Origin of the sequence: Aquabacterium sp. UBA2148, assembly GCF_002328915.1 — a bacterium.
GTDB lineage: Bacteria > Pseudomonadota > Gammaproteobacteria > Burkholderiales > Burkholderiaceae_C > Aquabacterium > Aquabacterium parvum.
Genome location: NZ_DCXA01000152.1, coordinates 1 through 7,118, shown reverse-complemented (window position 1 = coordinate 7,118; position 7,118 = coordinate 1). Strand labels below are relative to the sequence as shown.

Sequence of the window (7,118 nt, the reverse complement as noted above, 5' to 3'; positions counted from 1 at the left end):
GTGCTGGCGTGGTCTGCGGTACACGCCAGGCACCTGCGGCCACGCCAACCGACATGACAGAAGGTGACAAACCTCACGGTTGACCCACCTGTTTGAGCGGTTTGCACCACCGACCAGGGAACTTCGCTGTCTGTACCCGATCTTGCACTGACGCCTGCGCACACTTCCATGGCCAGGCCCGAGAACCACACAACCCAACCTTCAGACCATGCAACACCGCCTGCACGCTTCCGCTCAACCGCGCGCCATCCGCATGATGGCCCTGCTGCCCGTCGTCCTGGCCGCCGTCCTGGCCACCGGCTGCGGCGACAAGGGCTCGTCCGAAGGCAAGGCCACCCAGGCCGCTGCCCGCGTGAACGGCTCGGAGATCACCGTCCACCAGATCAACCAGGTGCTGGAGCGCCAGCAAGGCCTTCGCCCCGAGCAAGCCGAAGCCGCTGGTCGCAACATCCTTGAAGGCCTGATCGACCAGCAACTGGCCGTGTCCAAGGCCGAAGAGCAAAAGCTCGACCGCGATCCGCAGGTCATGCAGTTGCTCGAAGCCACCCGTCGCAACATCCTGGCACGCACTTACATCGAGCGCGCTGCTGTCGCTGGCGCAGGCACCCCTGGCGGCGATGAAATCCGCAAGTACTTCGACGAAAAGCCCGCCCTGTTCTCGCAGCGCAAGCTCTACGCCCTGCAAGAGTTCACCATCCCCGCCACGCCCGAGCAAACCAAGGCGACCATCGAGCTGCTGAAAAAGGCACGCACCCCGGCCGAGTACGGTGAAGTGCTCAAGGTCTCCGGCCTGAAGTTCACGACCCAACAGGTCACCCAGGCAGCCGAAGGCCTGCCCCTGGCCATCGTGGATCAGCTCGCCAAGGTCAACGATGGCGAGTCACTGTTCATCACGGCCAAGGACGGCTTCAAGGCCATCCTGGTCATGGCCAGCCGCGCGCAACCGGTGTCGTTCGAACAGGCCAAGCCAGCCATCGAGCAGTTCCTGACCGCCGAACGTCGCCGCCAGTTTGCCCAGAAGGAAGTCAAGGCCATGCGCGAAGCGGCCAAGATCGAATACCTGGGCAAGTTCGCCGAGAAGCCGGCTTCGGGCGCCGCAGCGGCGTCGAGCGCAGACGGTGGCGTGGCCTCCACACCCTCCGTGGCCGCTCCTCCCGCTGACGCAGCAGCCAGCACCAGCGTTGACGCAGACTCCCTGTCCAAGGGCCTGTCTGGCCTGAAGTGAGCCCGCTGTGATCCTGATCTGAGCGAGCCCGACGGTCGCCGACCGGGCTCTGACACGGTACAGAGCTGCTCCCACACAAGCGCCCTTCCGGGCGCTTTGTTTTTTCGTGGCACGGGTGCGTTCGGGCAAACCAGCAGCCCAGCGTGCACCCAGGCGAGACATCCATCACAAGCCTCGGGTGATCCGACGCCTGGCGGAGGGTTTCCCTCAACCGGCCACCAGCAAGGCGCTTCCTAGAATTTCAGGCAACGGAGCACGGCCCACCAGCCGCACCCGCAGCCCGCCCCGACAAGGAAGCAGCATGCGTCACCCCGATCCCCATTTTGGCTACCCCTCGGTGTCCTGGAGAACGAATGAGCAACGGCCCGCTCAGCAGGTGACGGCGCCGACCCGCCACCGCTTCCTGCGCCAGGGAACCCTGCTGCTCGACACCTACGTGGACGCCATGGACCTGGACGGTGCCGCACAACGCATCCTCACCTGGGGGAGCCGCCACCAGTCACGCATCGTGGCCCTTTGCGACATGGCCCACCTTGTGCAAGCAACCCGGGACCCCGCACTGCACCACGCCCTCGCCCAGGCAGACCTGACCTTGCCTGGCGACGCGGGTGTGGCCTGGGCCATGCGCCGAGAAGGCCAGCGCCGCCAGCAAGCGCTGACGGCCCGCGAGCTCATGTGGCACCACATGCGCCTGGCCGAGCAGGCAGGCCAGGCCGTTCACTTGCACGGCGGCACGCAGGCATCGCTCGACCAACTGATCAGCCACGCTCAAACGGCTTTTCCTGCTCTCCAGATCACAGGCACGCCCGGCGCGCCACAAGCCCTCACACCTGCACAAGACCTGGCCCTGGCCCACCAGATCGCTTCCACGGGCGCGACGGTGGTTTTCGTTGGCCTGGCTCACGCCGAGCAGGCGAGTTGGATGCAAGCTCACCGGGCTCAAGTGCGTGCCGTGATGGTCGGCCTGGGGCCCGACTTCGGCCAAACACAGCTGATCTGCGCACGCACGTCATCCCTGGGCGCGCTGCGTCGGCGCTTGGCGACGCAAGCGGCCTTCCTCACTCGGGTGTTGCACAGCATGCTGCTGGGTGCACCGCCCTCGCGTCACGACGACCCGCGCTGACACCGCCTGCATCGTCAACACCCGCTGTTTGGCCGGCCGCACACCCTGCGGCCGTTTTTGTTTGCAACGCCCCGCCTCTTGGCGTGCCAGCGCCCGATAGACTCTCGCCTCATCGACCTGACCGGGCATGCCCCATGGATGTTCACGCGCCCCCCACCCTTCCCAGAGACACCGACTGGGTGCGAACGCGAGCCACCTGGCAGGACTGGTTCCTGACCCAAGCCTTCCCCTTGTGGCGCACCCAAGGCGTGGACCGCCAGCGCGGCGGCTTCTTCGAAAAGCTCGACGCCCGGGGACACCCAGTCGAAGAGCCTCGCCGCACACGCGTGGTGGCACGCCAGCTCTACGTCTGCGCCACCGCCCAACGGCTGGGCTGGCAAGGTGACACCAAGGACCTGTTGGTGCACGGCCTGGACTTCCTGCTGAACAGGCTTCGCAACCCGGACGGCACCTTTGCGACGTCGTTCGACGTCCACCGCGGTGAGCGCAACGCTCAATTCGACCTCTACGAGCAGGCCTTCGCGCTGTTCGCACTCGCCGCCGTGCACGAAAGCGATCGCGCCACCTTCGCTCAGCTGCCAGGCATCGCGCTGTCCACCCTGCAGCGCATGCGGCAGGGGTGGCAACATGCCATGGGCGGCTTCCATGAAAGCCAGCCACCACAGGCTCCGCTGCGCGCCAACCCCCACATGCACCTGCTCGAAGCGGCACTGGCCTGGCACCGGGCCTGCCAGGGCGATACGAACGCCTGGGCTGAGCTGGCCGACGAGGTGACGGCGCTGGCGCTGGATCACCTCCTGGATGCGCCCAGCGGCCTGGTCACCGAGTGGTTCGACCTGGACTGGCGTCCCCTGCCAGGCGAGCGAGGCACGGAAGCCGAGCCGGGTCATCAGTTCGAATGGGGCTGGCTGCTGATGCAGTGGGCCATGGCCCGCCCCGAGCACCCCCGCAGGACCGAGGCCCTGACAGCCGCCAGGCGGATGATCGACCTGGGCGAGCAACTCGGCGTGGACCCGCATCGCGGCGTGGCCATCAACACCTTGGGCACCGACGGCCGCTGGCGTGATGCCCACGCCAAGCTCTGGCCCCAGACCGAGCGCATCAAAGCCTGGGTCACCTGCGCGGAGCTGGCTGATCAGGCCCTGGATCACGCTGAAGCAACGAGGGCCCTGTCCCGCGCGACGGCTGCCACGCTCACCCTGCTGCGCTACCTGGCGCACCCTGTGCCCGGTGCCTGGCACGAATCACTGGACGCACAGGGCCGCTGGCAAACACAGGACACCCGGGCCAGCAGCCTTTATCACATCGTCTACGCCCTGGAGACCGCCTGCCAACTTGGCCGCTGAGCCGGCTGGGATGGCGTTCAGCTGGCGCTGAGTGTGGCGCCGAACGTGAACAGGTCGGCGTCGCGCATCCAGGGAGCTTGCGCATCCTTGGGTGCCAAACCAGGGGTCAGGCCCGCCACCGCCGGCCATTGGATGCCGATGTCTGCGTCATCCCAGCGGATGCTGCGTTCGCAATCGCGTGCGTAGACATCCGTCGTCTTGTAGAGGAAGTGGGTGTCGTCTTCCAGGGCCATGAAGCCATGGGCGAAACCCTCCGGGATCCAGAGTTGTCGGTGATTGGCCGCAGTCAATTCGACCCCCACCCACTTGCCGAACGTCGGCGAGCCCCGGCGGATGTCCACCGCCACGTCAAAGGCCGCGCCTTTGCTCACGCGCACCAGCTTGCCCTGAGGGTGCGGCGGCAGCTGGTAGTGCAGGCCACGCAACACGCCCGCCTTGCTGCAGGAATGGTTGTCCTGCACAAAAGGGCGTGGCGCTGGCAGGCCTAGCTCGGCCAGCCCGTGGTGGAACTTGGCTTCGTTGAAGCTCTCCATGAACCAGCCCCGGTCGTCACCGAAAACAGCAGGCTCGATGACGACAACGTCGGGGATGGCGGTAGGGATGAATTTCATGGGGTCACCAGACCTGGTCTTGCAGCACCTTGCGCAGGTACTGCCCATAGCCGTTCTTCAGCATGGGTTGTGCCAGCTTTTCGACCTGCTCGGCGGTGATCCAGCCGGAGCGGTAAGCGATCTCTTCGATGCAGGCCACCTTCAGGCCCTGGCGCTTTTCCAGCGTGGCGATGAACTGGCTGGCTTCGAGCAGGCTGTCGTGGGTGCCGGTGTCGAGCCAGGCATAGCCGCGGCCCATGATCTCGACACTGAGCTGCCCCTGCTGCAGGTAGATCGCGTTGACATCGGTGATCTCGTACTCGCCCCGGGCACTCGGCTTGATCGACGCCGCGATGTCGCAGACCTGGTTGTCGTAGAAGTACAGGCCCGTGACCGCGTAGTTGCTCTTGGGCGAAGCCGGCTTTTCTTCGATCGACAGGGCGCGCTTGTCCGCGTCGAAGGCCACCACGCCGTAACGCTCAGGGTCCTGCACGTGGTAGGCGAACACGCTGGCGCCGACATCGCGGTTGGCAGCGTTGTGCAGCAGGCCCTGCAGATTGTGGCCGTAATAGATGTTGTCACCCAGCACCAACGCGCTGGGGTCGTTGCCCACGAAATCGCGGCCCAGCACGAAGGCCTGAGCCAGCCCATCCGGGCTGGGTTGCACGCAGTAGCTGATGTTCACGCCCCACTGGCTGCCGTCGCCCAGCAGTGCCTGAAAGCGCGGCGTGTCCTGCGGGGTGCTGATCAGCAGGATGTCGCGGATGCCGGCCAGCATCAGCGTGCTCAGCGGGTAATAAACCATCGGCTTGTCGTACACCGGCAGCAGTTGCTTGCTGATGGCCAGCGTGGCCGGGTGCAGCCGGGTGCCGGAGCCCCCGGCCAGGATGATGCCTTTGCGCTTCATGGTGGAGATCACTTCCCTGAAATCTCGGTGAGCATGCGGTCGACCCCGTCCTGCCAATGCGGCAGGCTCAAGCCAAAAGCCGCCTGAAGCCGGCGGGTGTCCAGGCGGGAGTTGTGCGGACGCTTCGCGGGCGTGGGGTAAGCCGTGGTCGGCACGGCTTCGATCGCGTCGGCGGCCACCTTCACCGGCAGCGCGTTGGCGCGCGCCCATCCGATGACGTGGCTGGCGTAGGCATGCCAGGTGGTCTCGCCCGAGGCCACCAGGTGGTAGAGACCCAGGCGCGCATCGCCGCCAGGCTGGCTCACGCTGCGGATGGCGTGCGCCGTGACGTCGGCCAGCAGGTCGGCCCCCGTGGGCGCGCCATGCTGGTCGGCGATGACCTTCAGCGCGTCGCGCTCGGCCGCGAGCTTGAGCATGGTCTTGGCAAAGTTGCCACCGCGCGCCGCATACACCCAGCTGGTGCGAAAAATCAGGTGTCGGCAGCCGCTGGCTTGCACCAACTGCTCACCTTCAAGCTTGGTCTGGCCGTACACGTTCAGCGGCGCGGTGGGCGCCGATTCATCGCGCAGCGCCTCGCCCGAGCCATCGAACACATAGTCCGTGCTGTAGTGCACCAGCAAGGCACCGATCTCGGCCGCCGCTTGAGCCACCAGGCCCGGCGTCGTCGCGTTGATCAGTCGCGCCACATCGGGCTCGGCCTCTGCCTTGTCGACCGCCGTGTGGGCCGCCGAGTTGACGATCACATCAGGCCGCACGCGTCGCACGATCTCGGCCACCTGTGCCGGGTCGGTGAAATCGGCCTTGAGCTCAGGCGCCTCGGCCGGGCCAGGCGTGTTGAAGTCGAGTGCCACCAGCTCACCCAAGGGCGCCAGCGAGCGCCGCAGCTCCCACCCGACCTGGCCACCACAGCCCAGCAGCACGATCTTCATGCACGCTCCGCGTAGTTCTGCGCGATCCAGTCGCGGTAGGCCCCCGAGCGCACGGTGTCGATCCATTCGCCGTTGTCCAGGAACCATTGCACCGTCTTGCGGATGCCCGAAGAGAAGGTCTCGGAGGGCAGCCAGCCGATGTCACGCTGGATCTTGGTCGGGTCGATCGCGTAACGGCGGTCGTGACCGGGACGATCTTTGACGTAGGTGATCAGGCTCTCGTACTTGGAGCCATCGGCGCGCGGGCGCAGCTCGTCGAGGATGCGGCAAACCGTGTGCACCACATCGATGTTGCGGATCTCGTTGATGCCGCCCACGTTGTAGGTCTCGCCCAGCGTGCCTTTTTCCAGCACCTGGCAGATGGCCTCGCAGTGGTCGCGCACGTACAGCCAGTCGCGGATGTTCAGCCCGTCGCCATACACCGGCAGGGGCTTGCCCTCCAGCGCGTTGAGGATCATCAGCGGGATGAGCTTTTCCGGGAAGTGATACGGCCCGTAGTTGTTGCTGCAGTTGGTGGTCAGCGTGGGCAGGCCGTAGGTGTGGTGGTAGGCCCGCACCAGGTGGTCGCTGCCCGCCTTGCTGGCCGAGTACGGGCTGTTGGGCGCGTAGGGCGTGGTCTCGGAAAACGCCGCGTCGGTGTCACCCAGCGAGCCGTAAACCTCGTCGGTGCTGACGTGCAGGAATCGGAAGGCGGCTTTGTCGGCCTCGTTCATGGCGCCCCAGTAGGCGCGCACCTCTTCGAGCAGGCAGAAGGTGCCCACCATGTTGGTGTGGATGAACTCGCCGGGGCCGTGGATCGAGCGATCGACGTGGCTCTCCGCCGCGAAGTGCAGGATGGCTCGCGGCTTGTGTTGCGCCAAGGCAGCGCGCACGGCATCGCGGTCGGCGATGTCCGCCTGCACCAAAGTGGCCTGCCCGGACTTCAATGGGCTGGCGATGGTGTGGGGGTTGCCGGCGTAGGTCAGCTTGTCGAACACCACCACCGGCTCGGCCTGTTC

The 7,118-nt window shown here is 66.2% G+C and carries 7 protein-coding genes; 3 read left to right on the top strand and 4 right to left on the bottom strand.

The window, feature by feature from the left end; genetic code table 11:
- The first annotated feature begins 208 nt into the window (after positions 1-208).
- From B2W70_RS08380 to B2W70_RS08370, 3 genes are all read left to right on the top strand, one after another.
- Positions 209-1,225: an EpsD family peptidyl-prolyl cis-trans isomerase gene (locus tag B2W70_RS08380; RefSeq protein WP_286744715.1), complete on the top strand. Its 1,017-nt coding sequence runs from the start codon at positions 209-211 to the stop codon at positions 1,223-1,225.
- A 301-nt stretch (positions 1,226-1,526) separates the two neighbouring features.
- Positions 1,527-2,348 carry a WecB/TagA/CpsF family glycosyltransferase gene (locus B2W70_RS08375; RefSeq protein WP_286744712.1) on the top strand — a complete coding sequence of 274 codons (822 nt, stop codon included), beginning with the start codon at positions 1,527-1,529 and terminating at the stop codon, positions 2,346-2,348.
- 179 nt (positions 2,349-2,527) lie between these two features.
- A complete protein-coding gene (locus tag B2W70_RS08370) occupies positions 2,528-3,694 on the top strand; it encodes an AGE family epimerase/isomerase (protein WP_286744709.1) in 1,167 nt (388 codons plus the stop codon).
- Between the two features lie 17 nt (positions 3,695-3,711).
- On the opposite strand, the gene rfbC is transcribed toward B2W70_RS08370, so the two are convergent.
- The 4 genes from rfbC to rfbB all read right to left on the bottom strand — a co-directional run.
- On the bottom strand, positions 3,712-4,305 hold the full coding sequence (gene rfbC / locus B2W70_RS08365) for a dTDP-4-dehydrorhamnose 3,5-epimerase (RefSeq protein WP_286744707.1): 594 nt from the start codon (positions 4,303-4,305) through the stop codon (positions 3,712-3,714).
- A gap of 4 nt (positions 4,306-4,309) precedes the next feature.
- A complete protein-coding gene (gene rfbA, locus B2W70_RS08360; RefSeq protein ID WP_058086541.1) occupies positions 4,310-5,191 on the bottom strand; it encodes a glucose-1-phosphate thymidylyltransferase RfbA in 882 nt (293 codons plus the stop codon).
- Between the two features lie 8 nt (positions 5,192-5,199).
- Positions 5,200-6,120, bottom strand: coding sequence for a dTDP-4-dehydrorhamnose reductase (rfbD, locus tag B2W70_RS08355; protein ID WP_286744703.1), 921 nt, complete (start codon positions 6,118-6,120; stop codon positions 5,200-5,202).
- Positions 6,117-7,118: dTDP-glucose 4,6-dehydratase (rfbB, locus tag B2W70_RS08350; RefSeq protein WP_286744701.1), on the bottom strand; the 1,002-nt coding region annotated here is incomplete at its 5' end. The genes rfbB and rfbD, both read right to left, overlap by 4 nt.